Annotated in this window: 18 protein-coding genes and 1 tRNA gene; 9 read left to right on the top strand and 10 right to left on the bottom strand. The window is 58.4% G+C overall.

The window, feature by feature from the left end; translation table 11 throughout:
- Positions 1-100: 100 nt before the first annotated feature.
- Positions 101-385, bottom strand: coding sequence for a cupin domain-containing protein (locus tag H6G52_RS14315; protein WP_190354497.1), 285 nt, complete (start codon positions 383-385; stop codon positions 101-103).
- Positions 386-563: 178 nt separating this feature from the next.
- Here H6G52_RS14315 and H6G52_RS14310 point away from each other — a divergent pair, with 178 nt between their 5' ends.
- Both H6G52_RS14310 and H6G52_RS14305 read left to right on the top strand, forming a co-directional pair.
- Positions 564-1,478 carry a DMT family transporter gene (locus H6G52_RS14310; protein WP_199291456.1) on the top strand — a complete coding sequence of 305 codons (915 nt, stop codon included), beginning with the start codon at positions 564-566 and terminating at the stop codon, positions 1,476-1,478.
- A 167-nt stretch (positions 1,479-1,645) separates the two neighbouring features.
- Positions 1,646-4,297 carry a glycosyltransferase 61 family protein gene (locus H6G52_RS14305; protein WP_190529196.1) on the top strand — a complete coding sequence of 884 codons (2,652 nt, stop codon included), beginning with the start codon at positions 1,646-1,648 and terminating at the stop codon, positions 4,295-4,297.
- Between the two features lie 14 nt (positions 4,298-4,311).
- On the opposite strand, the gene pgeF is transcribed toward H6G52_RS14305, so the two are convergent.
- Together pgeF and H6G52_RS14295 are read right to left on the bottom strand one after the other, a co-directional pair.
- Positions 4,312-5,100 carry a peptidoglycan editing factor PgeF gene (gene pgeF / locus H6G52_RS14300; RefSeq protein WP_190529194.1) on the bottom strand — a complete coding sequence of 263 codons (789 nt, stop codon included), beginning with the start codon at positions 5,098-5,100 and terminating at the stop codon, positions 4,312-4,314.
- A gap of 142 nt (positions 5,101-5,242) precedes the next feature.
- Positions 5,243-6,148 (bottom strand): Uma2 family endonuclease, encoded by a 906-nt coding sequence (locus H6G52_RS14295; protein ID WP_242026395.1) that lies wholly within the window; start codon positions 6,146-6,148, stop codon positions 5,243-5,245.
- Between the two features lie 208 nt (positions 6,149-6,356).
- On the opposite strand from H6G52_RS14295, the gene H6G52_RS14290 reads away from it, so the two are divergent.
- From H6G52_RS14290 to H6G52_RS14280, 3 genes are all read left to right on the top strand, one after another.
- Entirely contained in the window at positions 6,357-7,478 is a 1,122-nt protein-coding gene (locus H6G52_RS14290) for a biotin--[acetyl-CoA-carboxylase] ligase (RefSeq protein ID WP_370567714.1), read from the top strand.
- 170 nt (positions 7,479-7,648) lie between these two features.
- Positions 7,649-9,112, top strand: coding sequence for a M23 family metallopeptidase (locus tag H6G52_RS19140; RefSeq protein WP_370567713.1), 1,464 nt, complete (start codon positions 7,649-7,651; stop codon positions 9,110-9,112).
- A gap of 251 nt (positions 9,113-9,363) precedes the next feature.
- Positions 9,364-11,082: a diflavin flavoprotein gene (locus tag H6G52_RS14280; RefSeq protein WP_099533097.1), complete on the top strand. Its 1,719-nt coding sequence runs from the start codon at positions 9,364-9,366 to the stop codon at positions 11,080-11,082.
- Positions 11,083-11,187: 105 nt separating this feature from the next.
- Here the strand turns inward: H6G52_RS14280 and H6G52_RS14275 are convergent, their stop codons facing one another.
- The gene (locus tag H6G52_RS14275; protein WP_190529192.1) at positions 11,188-12,315 is read right to left on the bottom strand and encodes a GAF domain-containing protein; all 1,128 of its coding nucleotides are present in this window, start codon (positions 12,313-12,315) and stop codon (positions 11,188-11,190) included.
- Positions 12,316-12,319: 4 nt separating this feature from the next.
- On the opposite strand from H6G52_RS14275, the gene H6G52_RS14270 reads away from it, so the two are divergent.
- Both H6G52_RS14270 and H6G52_RS14265 read left to right on the top strand, forming a co-directional pair.
- Complete coding sequence (locus H6G52_RS14270; RefSeq protein WP_190529190.1) at positions 12,320-12,571, top strand: hypothetical protein; 252 nt, start codon at positions 12,320-12,322, stop codon at positions 12,569-12,571.
- A 178-nt stretch (positions 12,572-12,749) separates the two neighbouring features.
- Positions 12,750-12,821 (top strand) — tRNA-Lys (locus tag H6G52_RS14265).
- 61 nt (positions 12,822-12,882) lie between these two features.
- Here the strand turns inward: H6G52_RS14265 and H6G52_RS14260 are convergent.
- From H6G52_RS14260 to H6G52_RS14250, 3 genes are all read right to left on the bottom strand, one after another.
- Entirely contained in the window at positions 12,883-14,310 is a 1,428-nt protein-coding gene (locus H6G52_RS14260; protein ID WP_190529188.1) for a cobyric acid synthase, read from the bottom strand.
- A 189-nt stretch (positions 14,311-14,499) separates the two neighbouring features.
- Positions 14,500-14,922 carry an Npun_F0494 family protein gene (locus H6G52_RS14255; protein WP_199291458.1) on the bottom strand — a complete coding sequence of 141 codons (423 nt, stop codon included), beginning with the start codon at positions 14,920-14,922 and terminating at the stop codon, positions 14,500-14,502.
- A gap of 20 nt (positions 14,923-14,942) precedes the next feature.
- Positions 14,943-15,179 (bottom strand): hypothetical protein, encoded by a 237-nt coding sequence (locus H6G52_RS14250; RefSeq protein ID WP_143473001.1) that lies wholly within the window; start codon positions 15,177-15,179, stop codon positions 14,943-14,945.
- Between the two features lie 117 nt (positions 15,180-15,296).
- Between H6G52_RS14250 and H6G52_RS14245 the strand changes: the two genes are divergently transcribed.
- Complete coding sequence (locus tag H6G52_RS14245) at positions 15,297-16,130, top strand: M48 family metallopeptidase (RefSeq protein WP_099533093.1); 834 nt, start codon at positions 15,297-15,299, stop codon at positions 16,128-16,130.
- Positions 16,131-16,173: 43 nt separating this feature from the next.
- Here the strand turns inward: H6G52_RS14245 and H6G52_RS14240 are convergent, their stop codons facing one another.
- A complete protein-coding gene (locus H6G52_RS14240; RefSeq protein ID WP_099533092.1) occupies positions 16,174-16,932 on the bottom strand; it encodes a metallophosphoesterase family protein in 759 nt (252 codons plus the stop codon).
- Between the two features lie 416 nt (positions 16,933-17,348).
- Positions 17,349-18,104: a DUF1995 family protein gene (locus tag H6G52_RS14235; protein ID WP_190354491.1), complete on the bottom strand. Its 756-nt coding sequence runs from the start codon at positions 18,102-18,104 to the stop codon at positions 17,349-17,351.
- 80 nt (positions 18,105-18,184) lie between these two features.
- On the opposite strand from H6G52_RS14235, the gene H6G52_RS14230 reads away from it, so the two are divergent.
- Complete coding sequence (locus tag H6G52_RS14230) at positions 18,185-18,907, top strand: ATP-dependent Zn protease (protein ID WP_099533090.1); 723 nt, start codon at positions 18,185-18,187, stop codon at positions 18,905-18,907.
- 176 nt (positions 18,908-19,083) lie between these two features.
- Here the strand turns inward: H6G52_RS14230 and H6G52_RS14225 are convergent, their stop codons facing one another.
- Entirely contained in the window at positions 19,084-20,169 is a 1,086-nt protein-coding gene (locus H6G52_RS14225; RefSeq protein ID WP_190529186.1) for an ABC transporter ATP-binding protein, read from the bottom strand.
- Between the last annotated feature and the right edge of the window lie 24 nt (positions 20,170-20,193).

Here is a 20,193-nt window from a genome sequence, read left to right as displayed (position 1 = left end):
GAGGCGTTGAATCAGATTCTGGTCTGGGCCAATCTTGAGCCAAATTTCCTAGCCAAATTTCCTAGCCAAATTTCCTAGCCAAATTTCCTAGCCAAATTCCCTAGCCAAATTTGTAGTGCTTGCGAATGGTTTGGGTGATGTTCCATGTGCAAGCCAAACCGGCAGAGAAGGTGACCAAATCGCCTTTGCGAATGGTGACGGGTTCGCCGCCCTCGGGGGTGACGGTCACTTCACCTTCAAGGATGTAGCAAGTTTCCGCTTCATCATAGGTCCATGGAAATTCTGAAACTTGTTTTGTCCAAATGGGCCAGTTGTATACGTCCAAGGCCGCGAGTCGATCGGGAGTGGGGTGCGATTCAAGCTGAATAGTAGTGGTTGTGCTCATGGCAAAACATAGAAAAACACTAGAGAATTGATGGCGATTGTAGGACGGGATGGATTGCACTTGGCCAAGGGTCGGGATTTGTAAAGATTGGCATCCCTAAAGATCCGCATCCCAAAGAGCAAACTCAAACAATCAGCACTCAAAAGGTCGGCACTTGAAACCCTCAACTCACGCCGCTGTGAATTCCGATGCTGGACACCGGGCCCGATCGCTCCGGTGGGGAGTGCTGTTGGCGGGAATGGCGGCCATTTCAACGGGGGCGATTTTTGCTCGCTGGGCGATGCAGTCGGCGGGGCGATCGGACTGGGGGTTTGGCCTGTGGTTGGCGGCGGGACGGGTGACGTTGGCGGCGCTGGCGGTGGCTCCGGCTTGGCCCCAAACCGGGCGATCGCCCCGATCGGCCTGGCCCTGGGCCGTGGGGGCGGGGGCTTGCTTGGCGCTGCACTTCGTCTGTTGGCTCAGTTCTTTGGGTTATACCTCGATCGCCGCTTCCACCGTGTTGGTGACCACCACGCCGGTTTGGGTGGCCCTCATTACCAGTGTTATCACGCAGAAATTTGCGGGTTGGATTACCTGGGCTGGCCTGGCGATCGCCTTGGTGGGCAGCGCCGTGATTGCCCTCAGCCAAGATGCCGCGACGATCGGCAGCAATCCTCTGTTGGGGAATGGGTTAGCCTTGGCAGGAGCCTGGGCCGCAGCGGGCTATCTGCTCCTTGGGCGGGTTGCCCAAGAACGGGGACTGACCATTGGTTCCTACGCGGCTCTGGCCTATGGCAGTGCGGCCCTGTTGCTGAGTCCATTGGTGGCCCTGTGGGGCGGCGGTTGGCAAACCATCACCCCCACGACGGTGCTGGTGATCGCTCTGTCGGCGTTGGTTCCGCAACTGATTGGCCACACCAGTTTTAATTGGCTGGTGACCCAAATGCCGCCCTTGTGGGTCACCCTGGCTATTTTGTTTGAGCCGGTGGGGGCCAGTAGTTTGGGATGGGTGGTGTTTGGGGAACAACCGGGAATTGGCGTGCTGTTGGGGGGCGTGATTGTGTTGCTGGGGGTGGTGCTGGTGGTGCTTGGGGGGCGATCGGCCCAGGGGTGACCCTGAGCTATTTGGCTGAACTGCGCTGAACTCTGCCGAACTGTACCGATCACCAAGGCCATGGAGTGAGTGATGAAAGGGATAGTTCAGGGGTTGCCCAAAGGGAAACCAACGGGGGCAATCACTTAGGGGTAAAGGCACTGTCCGCAAGGATTTGAGGATTCATCGTGCTGAAGTTTTGGTCTGTGGCCGCATTTTGCACCTTTGCCCGATCGCGCTGGGCCCAAGAGCGAATCCCTGTGGGGCGCTGGTGGCGTTGGGCCCAGGCTTGGGCCGCAGCGGGCGAACCGGAAGCGGTTTTGGCCGCGCTGGAAACGGCGGTGATCCAGCGGCCTGGCTCCTTCAAATTGGTGCGGCAACTGTTGGACACTTACGGTCAAGCGGGCTATCGGCGGGCGGCCTGGCGACCGGTGCAACGGTTGGTGGCTGTGCGGCCCCGGGTGGCCGGGCGAGCCTGGGCCGCTTTGGGGGACTTGTATTGGGCGATGGGCGAGTGGTCGGAAGCCATGCGCGCCTACGACGAGGCCAAACAAAATCAGTATCAGTCCACCTACTTAGAGGAGCGGGCGGCCCGCTTTTGGGCCAGTCGTCAGGATTGGACGCGGGCCAAGGGCGCTTGGTGGACGGCGATCGCCTGGGAACCGAGCGATCGACCCGATTGGCACGAGGCACTCTGCTTTGTGCTCCTGAGCGATCGCGACTTTGACGGGGCGATCAAGGCCGGAGAAACGGCCCTGGCCCTGGGGGGCGATCGGGCCGTGACTTGGCATCGGTTGGCCCAAGCCCACCGGGAACGGGGCGATCGCCCCACGGGTAACCGCTGTTTGCGGCGGGCCTGGCAAGTGGGAGCCAAGGATCCCTGGAGTTGGTTTCCCCAGGTCAGTGAATGTGCCGATCGCCCAGAATGGCAACGGGCTTGGCAAATGTTGCAGAGTGCGCCGGACTTGGACTTTCCTGAAACGGCCGCCGATTATCGCCGCTGGTCGCAACTGGCCAGTCAGGCGGGGGATTGGCCAGCGGCCATGGCCGCCCTCGATCGAGCCTTGACTTTGGATCCGCAGGCCCCACCCAGTGATTGGTGCGCCTTGGCGGATCTCTGCGCGCGATCGGGACAAGACCACCTGGCCAGCCTGGCTTGGCAACGGGCCTTAAGCGCCGGAGCCAATCAGGGCGGGGTCTACTATGCCTATGCCGAATCCCAGCCCCGGTCATCATTGCCCGATTGCCTGGCCCTGTGGCGGCGAGCCATGCAAGATAACCCCACCGATCCCCGGGTGTATGACAACTATGGCCAAACCCTGGAAGCGGCCAACCACCCGATCGCCGCGCTGGCCGCCTACGGTCGAGCTATTCTGCTCGCCGGCCGACGTTTGGATATTCCCTTTCGACAAGGGGGAACCCTGTTGCAACAATTGGGTTGGTGGCGGCTGGCCTGCTGGTTTTGGGATCAAGCCAGTCTGCTCGCCCCCGATAGCGTTTGGTTCCAAGCGGAGCGCCAAGCGGCCCTGGCTCGTCGGGCCCAATCACAGGGGCAATGGCAACGGGCGATCGACCATTTCATGGCCGCCCTACGCTATCAGCCGGAATTTTGGCCCGCCTACGACGGCATTCAAGCCGTACTGGCGGCCGCCGGATTGCCGCCGGCCGATCCATCGCCCACTTCCCCGAGCCTGTTTTGCCAACTGCCTGATGGTCTGGCGGAAGCGACCAGCCTCCTGGCCACCAATTGGCAGGGCGTGGCGGCCGAGCTGCCGGGGACAGACTGTTTTCCCGCCTTTGAACCGGAAACCCATCCCCTCCGCGATTCCCAAGGCTTGGGCGATCCCCTGCCGGAATTACAGGCGATCGACCGTACCTTGGATGCGCCGGCCGCCTACACCGTTGCGATTCCCCAAGGGCGAGCCTGGGGCGATAACCTGTGCAGCGTGGTGTTCAATGCCCAAAATCAAGTGATTCGTGACTGTTCAACGGGTTACAGCGCCATCGTTGCCAGTTCGCCCCACCTGCCGCCGCCCCAACACTTCGCCGGAACAGTGGCTTTTTTGGCCACGCGCTGGGGCAAGGTCACCTATTTTCACTGGATGTTTGATCTGTTGCCTCGGTTGGAGGTGTTGCGGCGATCGGGCTTTGCGTGGGACTCGATTGATCGCTTTGTGGTCAATCTATATGAATTGCCCTTTCAGCACCAAAGTTTTGAGCGGTTGCAAATTCCCCTCGAAAAAGTGGTGGCCTGCTGCCATACGGAATGGTTTGGTTCCGTGGATCCGGTTCAAGGGCGAATTCCCCACTTAACGGCCGATCGGCTGTTAGTGCCAGCAATTCCCGAGTTGCGGATCTATCGGGGATCGCGCTGGGCCCATCAGTTTTTGCGCGATACCTTTTTGGAGCCGGCCCGCATTTCCCGCTTTCCCGATCGCCTCTACATCACCCGCCGCAGCGCCGCCTACCGCCAAGTGCTGAACGATCGGGAGGTGATTGCAACCTTGGAGCAGTTCGGCTTTCGGGCGATCGACCCGGCCCGCCTGCCGCTGGTCGATCAGGCAGCGGCCTTTGCAGCGGCCAAGGTGATTGTGGCGGTGCACGGGGCCGGGCTAACGAACCTGGTGTTTACAGAGCCGGGCACGAAGGTAATTGAAATTTTCCAGCCCAGTCACCGCCAAAACACCTACTGGCTCCTGAGCAACTTGGGCGGCTTGGAGCACTATCACCTCACGGCGGATCTAGCGCCCGGCGCGGAACAGGCCACCGCCGTGCAACAGAACATTACGATCGACCTCGATCGCCTGAAGGCCCTGCTGAAGTTGGCCGGAATTGATTAGGCCTCTTGCATCAATCAAGTGCTAACAATTCCTGACCATTGCACCGTCTTCGTACCGTCGCGGCGATAGGAAAAGAACCGATCGCCCTCGCAATAGGTACAGTGGGGCGCGATGGTGACCTGCTCCCGATCGAGGCCTAAGTTCAACACCTGTTGGACGATCGTTTGGCGCACATCCAACCGCGCCTTCCCCGGTTCCGGATCCGGCAACACGGGCGGCTGTTCCCAGCCTTGGGCCTCCTTCAGGGGCACAGCCAGCGAGGCCACCACCTCTTCAGCCACCGCTTCCGTCACTTGATAAACCGCACCGGAAATGGCCGGGCCCAGCGCCACCCGCAAATCCGCCAGTTGACTGCCCTGTTGGCGCATCCGCTCGATCGCCTTGGGCACAATGGCCGCCGCCGTTCCCCGCCAACCGGAATGCACCGCCGCCACCTGACCGGTTTTTAAGTCCGCAATCAAGGCCGGGGTGCAATCGGCGCTGCAAACCCACATCACCTGCCCCGGGCGATCGCTCAACAGGCCATCGGCTTGGGGATAGGTGGATTGTTCGCTGGCGGTGGCCGTCGCCTCTTGGAGCACGGCCCCTGCTGTGATTTCTGCGATTTCCGCCGGAGCCACCACCCGATCGCCATGCACCTGCTTGACTCGGAAAGTTTGGGCCGCTTCATCCAGCACCGGGGCCAACTCGGCCGGCGGGCGGGGGGCAAAGTGCCGGGTAAAAAAACCGTGGGGAATTGGCTCCAACAGGGAGCAGGTGAGATAGGGCAGTCCTTGCCAGTTGCGCCAATGCCAGCCAGTCACGATCGAGCCTCCCAAGGGTTCTGAGTTGGCATGATAGGTGGAATGTGCAATTTCTCCTAACTTGAATGCTGGAAAGTTTCAAGGGTCGGGAGATGGTTCAGGCGATCAAAATTGGCGCTATGCGTACAAAATTGATGCGTCTTTATTCGTCGGTCTCCAGTTGTCGCAGGCGCTCCCGTAATTCTGCTAATTCTGCCAGCGCGGCTTCTTTGGCTTGACGTTCTTGATCGCGTTCTGTCGCTGCTCGATCACGTTCTGTCGCCGCTCGATCGCGTTCTGTCGCCGTTCGATCGCGTTCTGCTGCCGCTTGATCGCGTTCTGCTGCCGCTCGATCGCGCTCAGCTAACACATCACCGATCTCGTCTGGCATCGGTAGCCATTGCCCTGTGGCCTCATTAAAGAATCGCAAGAGCGGCCCACAAACTTCTAAGCGCAACCCCAACACAGCACTTTGGTTGTCTGTGATGGGTAAATATGCCTCACAGGGGTCACCGTCTGGTGTGCGACTCGGCCCTAATTGATAGCCGCGTAATTGGCCCTCAATCCACTCGTTTTTGGGGTCAAACAGCCAGTATTCCTGTACCCCCATTTGTTGATAGAGCCAATGTTTATGGTGTTGGTCTTCCTGACGAGTGCCGGGGGAGGTGACTTCAAAAATAACGCTGGGAATTTCCCCCTCTTCCCAGATTTTGTAGTTGTCTCGGCCACCGGGAGCCACATTAAAAATCACCATCACATCGGGAGCCACTCGCAGCCGGGGATAGCCTTGGCTGTAGTAGAGAAACTGATCAGCTAAAACAGTCGCTTGCTGACCACACAAGTGAAATTGCAGTGCTTTTAAAATTGCAATGATTGCGTTGAGGTGAAGGTAAGTTTCAGCCAAGGGTTTTCCATCAGCAGAGGGGTAAACAATATCAGCCGGTTGGGGTTGATGGATGGTGACAGTCGGTAGCGCCAAATCGTTGGGGGCGATCGCGCTGTCAGGGGTGGACTCCTGGGCAGTGGACAAGCTCGACATCGGCGGGGCGATCGGACGATCGCGGGTCAATTCAATCCCTATTCTAGAGATCCCAATTCTAGAGATCCCAAAAATGGCTGGTGCTGGCTGGCTGGGGGCAAGGGGTTTAAACCCCTTGGCTGGCTGGGCTGGAGAAATGAAATGGGGGCGATCCGCTGGGTGACCCGATCGCGGTAGGGTAAGGGGCGATCGCCGCAAGCATGACCTCAAAAATCAGCAAGCAATTAGAAAACCATTGGTGTTGAAGCCCACCCCGATCGACCCCGCAGAATTCAGCGCCGCCGTGTTGCGCGAAACGGCGCGGCTCGGTGTTCGGTTGCCCAGGTTGCAGGTGCTAGCAGAGACCAGCTCCACCAATCAGGTGGCCTGGGAGCTGGCCCAAGCGGGGGTCCAGCCAGGGACGATCGTGATTGCGCTGCAACAGTCGGCGGGGCGGGGGCAGTGGGGCCGCCAATGGTCGTCGCTCTTGGGCGGGTTATATCTCTCGCGCTATTTTGCACCCCAGTTGCTGCCGGAGGATGGGGCCCAACTGACCTTGGCGGCGGCTTGGGGTCTGGGGCAAACCCTGCGCGATCGGGGTGTGCCGGTGGCGCTGAAGTGGCCCAATGATTTGGTGGTTCGGGGGCGCAAGTGGGGTGGGCTGCTGACGGAAACCCGATTGGTGGGTGGCAAGATTGCCCGCGCGGTTACGGGGTTGGGATTGAATTGGGCTAATCCGGTTCCCGAGACGGGGATCAATGCCACAGAGTTGTTTTCAGAATTGGAGTTTCCAAAATTAGGGTCTCCAGAACGATCGCATGATCAATTGGATCAATCATCAGATCAATCAGTAGATCGTCAATTAGTAGGTCGCCCAGATCCTTTAGATCCTTCAGGTCATTGGGTCGATCGCTCATTGAACTCGTCCAAGATTTCTGATGGCTCTAATTCGCTGCATGGGGCCAGTGCATTGGCGAATCAGGCGAGTCAAATGAACACCCCGCCCCTGTTGCCGCCGACTGATTTCCCTGCGGAGGGTGGGCCACCGATTCGATCGCTGGCAGAGTTGGCGGCCCTGGCGATCGCGGGTTTAGACCGGGGCGATCGACAACTCCAAACGGGCGGCATCGAAAGTTTTTTGGCAGATTATTTGGAACTGCTGGAAACCTGCGGGCGATCGGTGCAAGTGGGCGATCGCACCGGAATCGCCGTGGGCATTACCCCGCGCGGAGAACTCCGGGTCAAGTTTTCCGATCAACTGGCTGCGGAATTGCATCTCCCCCCCGGCGCAGTGCGCTTAGGCTATGCCCGATCGCCACAAGCGCCTGAACCCCCCGGCCCAGATGGTGGCAAGGTTACGGATTTTTTAAAGAATCCTTGAATAGTCTTTTCGATTTCCGCGAGGTTGTGTTAAGCGCTTTTGCTTTTTCCCTTGCTATCATGACTGAGGACTGAGCCGGAACCCCCTGACCCGTCATTGCCATTCCTGAAGAGAGCAGTAACGTCCTCAGGCTTTGGCAACTGTCCTGGCTCCAAAGCCCCGGTCAAAGGGTGCGTCAGCCGTTTTTGGCTGTGATTTCAGACCGTGGCTCAACATTTTCTGAACATTTTGGGCGATCGCGCCGTCTAAGGCTCGGTGACGCTTCCCTAGCGGCTCGTCCGCCCGAAGCCCACTGCGCTCCTTCTGGAACCAGGTCTTTCACGCTGTTTTTGCTGTCCCCGTCCCATTACGCCATGCATTGCGCTCCCAACCGCGCCATGAACCACCGCCCCAACTTCCCCACCCGTCTCCAACGCCGTCGCCGTCGCATTTTGCAAGGTCTCGGGTGGGTTGGCGCAATGACCAGCTTGCTCGGCGGACTGGCAACCCCAATCCGGGCGATCGACGCGGCCCCCAGCGGCGGTTCCGCAGACTTGGCCCCGGAAGCACCCGCTGCACCGCCGGAACCGAAGCCCGCCGCGAATCCCGATCGCCCAACCCGAATTGAGCGGCCCGCACCGGCCGTGGAGCGGACTCCCCAACGGGAACTGCCGAACGTTCCTCGCCTGGCCCCTTCCCCGGAAGAGCGCTCCACCAGCCGCGGCCCGATCGACCAGTCCAATGATTTCAACTTGGGAGCCACCCAACGCCAGGCCCCGCCCAGCGAAATTCAGTTCACAGAACGCTCCACCGGTTGCGCCAGTGTGGGCGGCCGCCTCAGCGCTGGTTGCACCGTGACCCGATCGCCTGGGCAACCCGGCCAAGCTGGCCACCCCGGAATTGTGGCCATTCCCACGGGCGATCGGGGTTCCCACCTCCAAATGGGCAGCCCCATGCGCCTTGGTTCCGTGGGCAGTGCCCTGCCGGCCCAATCGCCCATCTCCGTCAAAATCGGCCCCCTAACCGTGGGCTTAAACGGCGTGAACTTCGATGCCAACAGCTACTATTTCCGCAGCGGTCGCCCCAAGGGCCTGTTGGGCAATGGCAACCTAAAAATGCTGTTTCCGCTCACCAGCCTAGCTCCAATTTCCTCCTCCTTTGGTTGGCGGGTGCATCCGATCTTGGGCTACAGCCGCTTTCATGCGGGCACTGACCTTTCGGCTCCCTTGGGCACACCCGTGGTGGCGGTGTTGGATGGCAAGGTCTCGATCGGGGGCTTTTTGGGGGGCTATGGGCTAACGGTGGTGTTAGATCATGGCGACACGCAAAAGACCCTTTACGGTCACCTATCGGAAATTTTTGTGAAACCGGGAGCTACGGTTAAGCAAGGGGAGGTGATCGGTCGGGTGGGCAGCACGGGCATGTCCACGGGGCCGCACTTGCACTTTGAAGTTCGTCAGCTCACGGCCCAAGGTTGGGTGGTGACGGATCCAGCAAAGTTCCTGGCAGGCGCAAGCAGCCCGATCGCCGCTGCTGACAAACCCAAAGATCCCTTTGAAGCGTTGATGGCCGCCACGATCGAGGCGGTGAAGTCTTCCTACAAAGTCCAATACGCCGTGATCGACGAAACCAAGGCCGCTGCTCAAGTGCAATAGCCCGGCGATCGAGCGATCGAGTGGCAGATCAAGCAGCCCAGCTCCACCCAGACAACTCGCATAGCACTGTGACCTATCAGTAAACTTGAAGCGCTTCAGGTTTACTGATAAGCCATGTCAATTTTCAGCATCACGACTGCAAACGATCGCCCCGCCCGATCGCCCAGTATTTCTGTATCCCTTGTGTCAAGATAGGTAAAACAACTTAACAAATCCCCCATCCAGATCGGTCAAGCCCAGGAGGTGCGAGCATGGTTGTCGCCACAGAACGTCCGCAAACCGAGAAGCGGTTGACGATTCAAACCGCCGAGATTGCCGCCCAAACCCTGACGATTCGATCGCTGGACTGGGATCGCGATCGCTTTGATATTGAATTTGGCCTGCAAAACGGCACAACCTATAACTCCTTCCTGATTCGCGGGGACAAAGTGGCCCTGGTGGACACCTCCCACGCCAAATTTCGCCAACTTTATCTGGATACCCTGAAGGGCGCGATCGACCCGGCCCAGATTGATTACCTGGTGGTGAGCCACACGGAACCGGATCACAGCGGCTTGGTGGCGGATCTGCTAGCCCTGAATCCTAATATCACCGTGGTGGCTTCCAAGGTGGCGATTCAGTTTCTGGAAAATCTGATTCACCAGCCCTTCAGCAAACTGCTGGTGAAAAGCGGCGAGAGCCTGGATTTGGGCCAAGGGCATGTGCTGGAGTTTTTGAATGCGCCCAATCTCCACTGGCCAGACACGATCTTTACCTATGACCACGGGACGCAGACCCTCTACACCTGCGATGCCTTTGGGATGCACTATTGCAGCGATGACCTGTTTGATGCGGATTTAGGGGCGATCGAGCCAGATTTTCGGTTCTATTACGAGTGCCTGATGGCCCCCAATGCTCGATCGGTCTTGGGAGCCATGAAGCGGATGGATGCCCTCCCCGGCTACCACACGATCGCCACCGGCCACGGCCCCCTGTTGCGCCACAACGTGGTTGAACTCACCGGTCGCTATCGCCACTGGAGCCAAACCAAGGCCGAAGCGGAAACCACTGCCGCCGTGTTCTATGTGTCCGACTATGGCTACAGCGATCGGCTGTCCCAGTCGATCGCCAAGGGGATCACCAAAACCGGCGTGGCGGTGGAAATGATGGATCTGAAAGCGGCTGATCCTCAGGAGTTGCGGGAGTTGGTGGAGCGATCGGTGGCGCTGGTTTTGGCTGCGCCGCCCCAAGGGGAATGCGAAGCGGCGATCGGCACTATCTTGACCGTGGCCAACAACAAGCAGCGAATTGGTGTGTTTGAGTCTGGCGGTGGCCAAGACGAGCCGAGCTATCCCCTGTTCAACCGCTTCCGGGATTTGGGTCTGAAGCCAGCCTTTGACGTGATTCGGATTAGCACCAAGCCCCAAGCGTTCACTTACCAACTCTGCGAAGAAGCGGGCACGGACTTGGGCCAGGCATTGATGGTTAAAGAGACCGTCAAGCAAATGAAGTCCCTAGATTCCGATTTGGATAAGGCCTTGGGCCGCTTGAGCGGCGGCTTGTATATCATCACGGCCAAGAAGGGCGATGTGGCCAGCGCCATGTTGGCCTCTTGGGTGGTGCAAGCCAGCTTCCAGCCCCTGGGAATCACGATCGCGGTGGCCAAAGACCGGGCGATCGAGTCGCTGATGCAAGTGGGCGATCGCTTCGTGCTGAACATCTTGGAAGAGGGCAACTACGGCCACCTGATGCGGCACTTTCTGAAGCGGTTTGGCCCCGGTGAAGACCGTTTTGCCGGTGTGGAAACCCAGCAAGCCATCAACGGCTCCCCCATCCTCAGCGACGCGCTGGCCTATCTGGAATGCCAGGTCAGCAGCCGGATGGATTGCGGGGATCACTGGCTGGTCTACAGCGCCGTGGATAACGGTCGGGTCTCGAAGGAAAATGCCCTCACGGCCGTTCACCACCGCAAAGTGGGTAACCACTACTAACCACCAGGACTCCGGGGCGCGATCGGGTCAAGGGTTAATCAACAGCCGGTAGGGTGGGCAATGCCCACCTGGCCCGTAGACCACTGGCTAATTCAACAACTCTCCCTAAACAGTGTTGCCCGTGCGATAGGGCGATGAATCGACCCGGCGCACCATGCCAATCACGCCCGGTTCACCGGAAAAGTGAATCCGCTCACCATACAAGTCGAGGCCAATCAACCGCCCCGATCGATGCAGTCCCGGCAGCAAGCAGCTTAAGGGGCGCTGGTTGTCGCGAATGCAGTCTTCCAGCTTGTGAACCAGCATGGCTTGATAGTCCACGGGAATTAAATCCAGGATGGACTCCACCCGTGCCAATTCACGCCGCCGATAGCCAAAAATTTGAGCAAAGCAGCGGTTAACGTAACGCAACCGTCCTTCAGCGGTGGTGATGTAAAGGCCGGTTTCTTCGAGGCCGCGGGCTTCGCTGGCGTTGACGGCACTTTGGATACTGCTGGGGAGAATGTTGGAGCTGGCGATCGAGTCTTCAAAGGGGTTCGCCAAGGAGGGCAAGGCGTTGGATTCGCCCGCGAAGGACGGCGCTTCGTGGCTGAGGGGATCCTCTTTGCTTTCGTTTAGGGTGCTGGTGAGCTGGTCATAGAGCAAGGCGTTTTCTAAGTTGAGGGCGATCGCGTCGGCGGCAAATTGGGCCTGCTCCACACGCAAGGGGGTGAAGTGGTGCGGTTGGCTATGCATGAGGGTGGCCAGCGCCAACAGCCGTTTTCCGCGCTGGATGGGGATGCAAAGGGCCGATCGCACCGTGTAGGGCTGGTTGGGCAGTTGCAACCACCGCTCATCGGTCATGGTGTCCATCACGATCGCGATTTGTCGGTGCTGAATCGTCCAGGCTGCCAGCCCTTCTTTCAGAATTTGGTTAACGATTTCTCGCTTTTGCTCCCGAATGGTGGAGCCTCGGGCCAACAAACATTCCGTGGCTTGCAGGTGCTCATCGAGGAGAAAAATACTGCCCTGTTCTGCCTGGCACAGGGATTGCAGGGCTTCCAAGATCTGTTGAGTCAGGGCCCGCAACACCAAGCCGGTGGCGGTGGTCATTCGGGCTGTCACGATCCAACTGCCCAACAGTTCCTGCTGAAGACGAAGGGCAGCATTGTGGGCATTGAGGCGATCGATTTCAGCATTGAGTCTGGAAACCTCGGGACTGGCCAAGATGCCGGACCCATCGCGATCGCTCATAACCTTGCTCTCCCAACTCGCCGCCGTGAATGCCAACTCTAGCCAAGGTATCACTCATCCCGAATTGCGGGGCCCCGATCGCGGAACTGGCCGCTTTTCGCCACTGGGCATCGCCGCCAGCGGCTGCCAAGGAACGATCGGGCAGCGGATTGGGCAGGGTGCGCGGGGGTTGGCGGATGCTGGAGATGAGCCGATCGGGAAATGCCAAGCTTGGAAACGGCAAACTAACCCTATTGTGCTTTGGCTGAGAATCTAGCGCTTGAGAGTCTAGCGCCTGAGAGTCTCGCCGCTGAGGGGCTAATTTGCTGGCCGATCGCGATCCTTGGCGGGGGCGATCGTGTTTTCCATTCCCATTTTGGGTGAATTCTGGCAAAGGTGCTTGAACTTTTTCAGCATCTTTGGCAATATAAACAAGCTTGACCCACAAGCAACCAGGGTGACTGGCGCAACGGCAGCGCATCGGACTCTTAATCCGCTGGTTCTGGGTTCGAATCCCAGGTCACCCATTTTCTGAAGCAACATCCTGAGTTGCGTCTTGAATCGCTCATTCTGTTGCGTTATTTTGCGTTATTTAAAGTGAAGGCCGATGGCGGCCCAGAGTCGATCGAGATTGATATTGACCGCCACATCGTCGGCCAGTGAGTCCAGCAACATATCCCGGTGCTCCCGGTAGTCGGGAATTCCCGTGGGCAAGGAAGACAGACCCCGTTGGTGGCGCAAACGGTTGAGCCAAGCCCGCCGCCACGGACTGCTATCAAAAATGTCCGTGAGATAGGTTCCCCAAACCAGTTGGCTGCTGGACACCACGCCCAGTTTGGAATCATCAAAGAGGGATTGCACACTTTGGCTGTCCAAAATTTGGGTGTAGCTTTGGCGAAATTCGCGACTGGTGACCGGTAAGCCCGCTTGGGGATAGTTGGAGGTGGCCTGGCGTTCTCGATCAATCCAGTCGCCCGTGGTGATGCTGGAGATGGGTAACAGATCCAGCCCCATCAGTTCTTGGGAAGCGGTGTCTAGCCCTTGCAGTTGCACCACCTGGCGACCCAGCATCTGGAATCCTTCGCCAATGCCCAAAATAGTACCGCCCGCGATCGCGTATTGCTGAAGATCTTCCGCAAAGCCGGATTGGTGCAGGGCCTGGAGATCTTCGGCCAGGTTGTTCGATCGCGGCAAAACCACCGCGTCGGGATAGCCCAATTCTTGACCCAAATCAATGTAGCGCAGGGAAACCGTTGGCTCGGCCGACAACGGATCCAAGTCGCTGAAGCTGGCGATGTGGGGCAAGCGCACAGCGGCGATCGTGGTTTCAATGTCCGATTGACGACGACGGCGAGCAAACAGGTCGATCGACTCGGGCGAAGGGAAGAGGTTCTGGAGCCAGGGCATAACTCCCACCACGGGAATTCCGGTGCGCTGTTCCAACCAATCGCGACCGGGCTTGAGCCGATCGGGATTGCCCCGATATTTGTTAATGATGATCGCCCGTACCAATGCTTTTTCGGTTGGATCCATCAGCTCCAACGTCCCGATCGCGCTGGCCAACCAGCCCCCCCGATCGGCATCCACCACCAACACCACAGGCGCATTCAGGGTTTGCGCCAAGTGCAAGTTACAAACATCCTGCCCCGTCAAATACGCATCGGCCGGGCTGCCCACCCCATCGGCCACCAACACATCAAAGGCCTGAGTTAACCGCTCAAGGGATTGTTTGAGCACCGCCCAGACCCGTTCCGGAGACTGATCACCGGAACAGCGGGGATTGAAATCCGCTTGGGGTTCCGTGCGGGCCGCCCAGGCTTGCACCGCCTGGAAATAGGCGATTTGTTCCCCTTGGTTGGTGGTGTAGAGCATCGAGGAGGTGCTTTGGGCTTGGAAGGGAGCCACCTTCAGGCCCCGTCGATACAGCAGCCGACCGAGCGCCGAAGCCAACAGCGACTTCCCGGCCGCGTTACCTGTGCCGATCAGCAAAATTGCTTTGAGAGCCTGTGTGTCCATAAACTTCAACTTCGGAACCGATAAACGATCGGTTATCCCAAATACTGCGATTACTGAAATGTTTTAAGGGGCAAGAGCCTTCACCACGGCGGGGAAGGATTCATGCCGAAGTTCGCGTCGAAATCCGGGCCGAAGCCGGGCGACAGAACTGGAAGCTGAAACTGAGCAATGATCACGAGAGACCGAAACTTAGAGCGGCCATCGTCCCCAGCGCCACAGACCATTCCGCAGGCGATCGCCCCATCGGCCCTGAGTCCAGGCGGCGGGGTTCGCCTGCCACCGATCGAGCAACAAAAACCCCAGGGGCGTGAGCCGGAATCGATCGGTCAAGCCTTGACCATCAACCTCCCGTCGTAACATCCCCACCTGAATTAGCCACATCAGTTCGTTTTCTGCGGCCAACTCGCCCAAGGGTGATCGGGTCATTGATTGTTGCACAGCCGCCACACCCACCAACTCCGCGATCGCCACACTGCGACTGCGCATGGACTCGTAGAACTTCACCCCAAACGGCGCACAACGGACAGCACGCGCGGCTCGATGCACCGTTTTCTCAGGATAGGTGATTTGGATTGGGTTCACCTGCTGATTTGCTTGCTCCGCTGTTTCCACGCCAATACCTCAATCCTTGCCTAGCTGTTGGTTAACCCTTGTGTTGGAAATGCTAAATCCTGGAAATGCTGAATCCTGGGAATTTTCAATGCTGAAGAATGTTGGAAATGCTGAAGAATGCTGGAAATGCTGAAGGTGGAAAATGTTGGCGATGGGAATGGTTGAATTTGGGCAATTTCGACCGCTAATGCACCCCTGCTGATTTCTATCTCCAAAGTACAGCGTCGTTGGATCTTGAGAATGGGAAATTCCGTCATTCAGAGCAGCCTAGTTCAGGATTGGTCGATCGCGTCAGTGGCCGATCGAATCCCGCAGTTTTGAGGCATCCCGGTCAATGATAGATGGGAAAAGGGATCGGCAAAGGAATTGAAGCTATGACTTTCCTCACCTCCGGGCGATCGCGCCGCTGGATTTACGGTTTGCTGGCCCTTTGTGCGGCCGTGATCACCACCCTCAGCACGCCACCGATCGTCCAAGCGGTCGATTGGTTAGACCTGCTCCGACGCGGCTTTGAAGTTTATCAACTCTCGAATCTTTCCGATGCCCAAGAAGTGGATTTAGGGCGACAGATCGATCGGGAACTGAGCCGCCAATTACGATTGGTGAATAACAGTCCCCTCAATCGGCTGGTGGACTCGATCGGGCAGCGCCTCGCCGCCGTCAGCAGCCGCCCCAACATTCCCTACACCTTTCGGGTGGTCAACAGCCGTGATATCAATGCCTTTGCCACCATGGGCGGTTTTGTTTATGTCAATTTGGGGCTGATGGTTGCGGCCGAGAACGAAGCGGAACTCGCTGGCGTGATGGCCCACGAAATTGGCCACATCACCGAGCGCCATGTGGTGAAAAACCTGCGGAGCCGGGCCCTGTCGGACGGAATTTTGAGCGCCACGGGTCTCGATCGCCGCCGGGCCACCAGCCTGGGTGTGGAGTTGGCGTTAAATTTGCCCCGCAGTCGCCAAGCGGAATTTGAGTCCGATCAAGTGGGGGTAACCCTGCTGCAACGGGCCCAATATGCCCCGATCGGGTTGCCCAGCTTTTTACAAAAACTTCGTAGTCGGCGGGAACCGCCTGCCATCCTCAGCACTCACCCCAACAGTGATGAACGGGTGGCGCGATTGCTGCAACTGATTGGCCCCAATGGCAGCAATGGCATGGGGCTGGACAATGCGGAATATCAAGGATTTGTGCGATCGGCCCTGCGCTAACGGCCAGGCGCTAAAAACGGGCACTGAAAACAGGCGATCGCCCCTAAAATCGACCCACCACGGCCTCTGGCATGATCGAAATCGTCGCTTCCGCCAGGGGCCGAATTCGGGTTTCACTGCGATAAATATTGACCTGGTAGACCATTTGCTGAGTGAGGTCAACGCCCGTCAACCAACCGCTGCGGGGGTGATAGGCTCCGGTGTCAATGTCCAGCCAGCCGGGCCCCCGAGCCAGTTGCCCCGGTTCAATGCCCGGGAGCGTGAAGGTGATGGTGTGGCCCGTCACGATCGTTTTGTCGTTGAAGTAGGGCTGGGGGAAGCTGTGGAACGAGTCACGGATCCAACAAAATTGCTGAATACCTTGCACATCTAAAGGCAAAGTGGGATCCACCCCCGCATGGACGATCCAATAGTCACCCCAATCAACGTAGAGGGGGAGCGATCGCATCCAGTCAAAGTGCGCGTGGGGAATTCCCGGCTCGCCATAAAAATCTTGGTAGCTCACCAGGGTCATTTGTCCACCGCTGAAGAGCCAGGCTTGCAGCGGTTGTTGCAGCACTTGACCCTCGTGCAAAATGTCCAGCAACATGCGTTCGTGATTCCCCAGCAAGCATTGGTAGGGGCTATGCATCACGAAATCCACCACCTGGGCACTTTTGGGGCCGCGATCGATTAAATCACCCACAAAGCAGAGCTGATCATCCTGGCCAGGTGCAATCAAGCCCAACAAGTGCATTAAGCCATCGTATTGTCCGTGGACATCACCAATGACAATTTTTCGAGTCGCTGAAGTCGCATCCATACCTATTATCTTGACGTGCGATCGCCCCAACATGCCAGTTCACGATCGCGATCTGATGGGGGATTTTTTCGCAGACCGCCGTTAATTCGACTTACAGCTTAGCGCCATCGGGTTTTGACCGCTTAATACCTGATCCACGATCGCCCGTGAGAATCGTCACAAGTTACGGTGACGAATGTAGCTGATCGAGCCGATCCAGCCGATCGCATTGAACCGATCCAACCGATCAAGCTGCCGCTGCTCGATCGTGGGGACAAGGGGTTTAAACCCCTTGTCCGGATGGGTTGGGGTTAGAAGAATCAGCCATCGCGGCCGGACTCGATCGAACCGATGGCTTGTGTTCAAACCCGCTTCCCGCTCCCCTCGTCTTCAGTTCGTTGATTAACCCAATGGCAAAGGCCCGAACTGCGGAAGGTCTAGTTGCTGAGGGCCTTCAGGAAATTTTGCAATTGCCCCAGGAAGCCTTGGCGCTGGGCCGCCGCATTCACGGCCGCGTTGGGGCTGTTGGTGTCCTCGCCGCCAGTGGCTTGCAGCAAGATTTCATCCAAGGCCTCGCCAGCGGGCCGTTGGGGACGGGTGGCCACCAATTGATAATCAGCATTCTCGTCAGCGGGTTCTAGCCACACTTCCCACTGGCCCGGGAAAGCCCGGCGCACGGCTGCTCCTTCGATGGGGCGCAGATAATAGGCCGTGACGATTTGGTTTAAGAACCGATCGCGCAGTTGCCGGCCCGCATAGCCAATGCCAATGATCGCCAGGTCTTCCATCCGAGGATTCAGGAAAATCACGGGTCGATCGCCCGCCTCTTGGCACAGTTGCTCCACCTGAGTCACTTCCACGGCCGACGGTTCAATGAACAAAAAGATGCCGTCCTCCGGTTGCACCTTGCCAGTCATGGGAGTGCGCCCCGATCCCACATCAGTGATCCGAAAAGGGCGATCGCCCCAATCGCGCCGAGCCAAGGCGGCCGCCCCCGCATCGGGGAAGAAGATTTTGAGCCGATCGCCCCAGGGTTCCAAGGCCGCGAGGAAACTTTCCGCCACGGGCATCACTTTCAGCTCCGGCAAAACCAATTCCACCTGAATGAGCGTTAGCCCCTCATCCAAAGCGGCAAGGGTGGCACTGCGGGCTTGGGCGATCGCCTCGGCTAAATCCTGGGGAATTCCGCTCATGATAGGGGTTTCTATGAAAAAACTATTAAGCTACAAATACTGTTCTTTATACCGTTTTTGGCCGCTTTGCCACCGCCGCTATGGGAAACATCACGCTCAATCTGGTTGCGATCGGGGTGTTTGTGGTCACCTTGTCTAGCCTGTTTGGCCCCTTGATTGCCCTCCCGGCGGAAGTGCCAGCCCTGTTCACCGCTGGCTTTTTGGGATTGGCGGCGGTCGATCGCTTTGGGTGGCAAGGTCGGGGCGGCACGTTGCTGGTGGACTGGTTTGCCAACCGATCGACGGCCCACCGCGATCGCATTTTGCACCACGAGGCGGGCCATTTTTTGGTGGCCCACTTGTTGGAAATTCCCGTTTCTGGCTATGCCCTCAATGCTTGGGAAGCATTTCAGCAGGGCTATCCCGGTTCCGGTGGGGTGCAATTTGCCGATCAGGAACTGGCCCAATGGCTCGATCGCGGTGAAGTGCCGGCCCGCATTCTCAGCCACTACGCCACCGTCTGGATGGCGGGCATTGCTGCTGAACAGTTGGTGTATGGCAATGCCGAAGGCGGCAGTGATGATCGCCAAAAGCTCCTGAGCCTTTGGGCCCAACTCAGCACCCAGGGCCAAGGCAACCGCCCCAACGCCACCGCCCAAATGAATTTGTCGATTTTGCGAGCCAAGACGCTGCTGCAACAAAATGAGCGGGCCTATGGTGCTTTGGTGGCCCAACTGCGCGATCGGGGTTCGATCGACCAATGCAAGGCTGCGATCGACCAACACAAAGTTTCCCCGATCGATCAACCCTCCCAAGCGGCCTAGTAGCGTGACAGGCTTAATACATTGGGTCAAAATTGCGGAGCCAGTCGTAGTAACAAGGGGCTTAAGCCCCTTGCTGCCTAACGATTTGGTAGCGGTAACAGCCATATAATTTAACCCAGCGAATTAAGGCCGCTACGCTACTAGGTTGGCTGAATCGCGTGAGTTGCGCAGCGGGATTAGTCTGGGCCGATCGGGAAGGCCCGCAATCGGGGGCTGGTGATTTTGAGATCCACCCGATCACCCGGTTCCAGCTTGCACCGCCAGTCCGTGACCACTTGCAACCGCTCGTCACTGGGTAATTGCACCAGGTAAACATATTCCCGTCCTAGGAATTGGCGCTCCAGCAGTTGGCCGTGGCCTTGGGGATCGGCTTCCAGGGTCACATCCGTTTGGCGAATCGCCAGCTCCACCCGATCGCCCGGAGGATCGTTGCCCAGTTGTTCCGGCAAAATTAGCCCCAATTCCGTTTGCCAACCTTGGGCCGATCGGGTGGCGATCAGGAAGTTCGTTTCTGCCACAAACCCGGCCACAAACCGGGAATCCGGCTCCCAATAGAGACCTTCAGGGCTGTCGATTTGCTCGATTTGGCCCCGACGCATCACGGCCACTCGATCGGCGATCGCCATAGCCTCTTCCCGATCGTGGGTGACAAAAACGGCAGCGGCTCCGGCCCGTTTCAAAATGGCTCGCACTTCCTGGCGCAACCGTTGGCGCACCCGGGCATCCAAATTACTCAGCGGCTCATCCAACAAAATCAAGGACGGCTGCGGGGCGATCGATCGAGCCAGGGCCACCCGTTGCTGTTGGCCGCCCGACAGTTCGTGGGGATAGCGTTTTTCCAGGCCTTCTAATCCCACCAGGGCGATCGCCTCGGCCACCCGATCGTGTAATGCCTGGGGAGCCTGTTTCCGCAATCGATCTAGCCCAAAACCGACATTTTGGGCCACGGTCAGGTGGGGAAACAGGGCGTAATCCTGAAAGACCATGCCCAGTTGGCGGCGCTCCGGCGGAACCCAGCCGCCCGGCCCCGCCACGGGCCGCCCTGACAACACGATCGCCCCCTCATTCGGCATTTCCAACCCGGCAATGAGTCGCAGCAAGGTGGTTTTGCCGCAGCCGGAGGGGCCCAACAATGCCAGAAGTTCGCCCTGCATCAGGGTCAGCGTTACCCGATCGACCGCAGCCGGCCCGGTTTGATAGCGACGGGTTACGCAGTCTAAATGCAAAATGGCCAAATCCAAACGGGCGGCAGCGTCGGTCATGGTCGGGCAATCCACAAGGCAAAG

Source organism: Limnothrix sp. FACHB-881 (assembly GCF_014698135.1).
GTDB lineage: Bacteria > Cyanobacteriota > Cyanobacteriia > CACIAM-69d > CACIAM-69d > CACIAM-69d.
This window is presented reverse-complemented; position numbering and strand designations above follow the sequence as displayed.